The organism is Thermovirga sp., assembly GCA_012523215.1.
In the GTDB taxonomy this organism is placed as follows: domain Bacteria; phylum Synergistota; class Synergistia; order Synergistales; family Thermovirgaceae; genus 58-81.
Window position 1 is genome coordinate 1 of record JAAYIZ010000096.1, and the last position, 1,738, is coordinate 1,738.

The 1,738-nt window shown below is 57.1% G+C and carries 3 protein-coding genes; all 3 read left to right on the plus strand.

Annotated features, from left to right (window positions below; genetic code table 11):
• Positions 1-149 (plus strand): 30S ribosomal protein S18 (locus tag GX108_02750; GenBank protein NLO55966.1); only part of this gene is annotated, 149 nt, incomplete at its 5' end.
• A gap of 74 nt (positions 150-223) precedes the next feature.
• Positions 224-1,183, plus strand: coding sequence for a DUF2232 domain-containing protein (locus GX108_02755; protein ID NLO55967.1), 960 nt, complete (start codon positions 224-226; stop codon positions 1,181-1,183).
• A complete protein-coding gene (locus GX108_02760) occupies positions 1,180-1,635 on the plus strand; it encodes a 50S ribosomal protein L9 (GenBank protein ID NLO55968.1) in 456 nt (151 codons plus the stop codon). The genes GX108_02755 and GX108_02760 overlap by 4 nt, the downstream gene beginning before the upstream one ends.
• Positions 1,636-1,738: the final 103 nt, after the last annotated feature.

Below are 1,738 nucleotides of genomic sequence, written 5' to 3' on the forward strand. Positions count from 1 at the left end.
ATGTGGAAAAACTGAGAAAATATATAAGTGAGCGCGGCAAGATCGTTCCCAGGAGGGTGACGGGAAACTGCGCCAAGCACCAGAGGCAACTCACGGAAGCGATCAAAAGAGTGCGCTACCTCGCGCTCCTTCCGTATAGCTCCGAGTAGGAGTGAAAACGCGTGTTCCTACGGGGGGAGGGGCCGAGGCTTCTCCCCCCGTTTTGTCGGGAGGTCGTTTCTTAATGGACAGGACCAGGGCCCTGGTTGAATCGTCGCTGCTCGTCGCCCTTTCCGCCGTGCTTTTCCTCGCGGGCCATTTTTTACCTCTCATAGGGTTGGCCTTTTCCCTGGTCTGCCCGGCTCCGCTGGTAGTCCTGGGCCTCCGGCACAGCCTGGGGAGGGCGGTGCTGGGCGTTGCGGTGGCGACGATCATTTCGGCCGCCTTCACCGGAGCGGTGGGAGCTCTTTTCTTCTGCTTCGGCTTCGGATTCCTCGGGATAGCCCTCGGGGCCCTGGGCAGGCGGTATGACAGGGCCGTCGATATTATCCTTTACGGCATACTCGTCTCCATAGGGAGCAAACTTCTCCTGATGTTTATCGTTGTAAAACTGACGGGGATCAACCCCTTTGGCCTCGAGGAGGCAGAGATCATGTCCATGATCGAGAGGATCTCCTCGGTCTACTCGGGCCTGGGCATGTCGAAGGAGTCGCTGTCACTGGCGAAGGAACAGATGCGAACCACCCTGTCGCTGATCCCGTTGATCTTTCCGGCCCTTCTTGTCATGGCAGCGACGGTGGACTGTTTCCTGAGCTATGTCGTAAGCGCCGTGGTGTTAAAAAGGCTGGGCAGGGAAACTCTTCCCCGGCTCCCCGAGTTCAGCCGGTGGCGCTTCCCAAAAAGCATCTTCTGGGCCCTTATCGCTTCCATGGTGCTTCAACTGGCAGGGAGTTACTACCCCTCAATGGCTTTTTTGCAAAAGACGGCGCTGAACCTGCGCCTCCTGGTGACGTCACTGTTTTTCTTCCAGGGGCTGGCCGTGGGCTGGTTCTTCATGCAATCAAGGAGTTTGGGTCGTTTTCTGAAGATCGCCCTGACGGTGGTTGTCTTCGTCGTCCCCTTTTTCGCGCAGATAATCCTTATTTTGGGTATCATTGATGTGTGGTTCGACCTGCGATCCAGGTTCCGGGAGGGAAGAAGATGAAAGTTATTTTGCTGACCGATGTGTCTAAGCTGGGGAAAAAGGGCGATTTGATCGATGTAGCCGAGGGGTACGGCAGAAATTACCTTATCCCCAGGAAGATGGCCGAAGAGGCGACCAGGGAAAAACTCAGGGAGTGGGAACAGCAGCAGAAAACGAGGGAAGCCAGGGCGAGGCGCGAGGAAGAGGAGGCCTGGGCCAGCAGGGCCCTTCTCCAGGGCAAGCAGGTCGTGCTCAAGGTTTCCGCCGGAGAGCAGGGGAAACTGTTCGGAAGTGTCACGGCGGCCCAGGTGGCGGAACAGGTCCAGGAAAGATTCGACGTCCCCATTGATAAAAGGGATGTCCGGCTTCCTTCGCCGGTGAAGGAATTGGGTTCTTACTCCTTTTCGATAAAGCTTTACCAGGGGGTTGAAGCGGGGATGACCCTACAGGTGGAGGACGAAAAGTTTGAGTGACAAACTCTTCGAGAGGATCCCGCACCACAGCATCGAGGCCGAGAGGGCGGTGATAGGGGACTGCCTTCTGGACAGCGCTGCCCTGACCATATGCCTGGACGCG

Coding starts and splice junctions, on each gene's coding strand:
- GX108_02755 (NLO55967.1), top strand. CDS start 224: ATGGACAGGACCAGGGCCCTGGTTGAATCGTCGCTGCTCGTCGCCCTT.
- GX108_02760 (NLO55968.1), top strand. CDS start 1,180: ATGAAAGTTATTTTGCTGACCGATGTGTCTAAGCTGGGGAAAAAGGGC.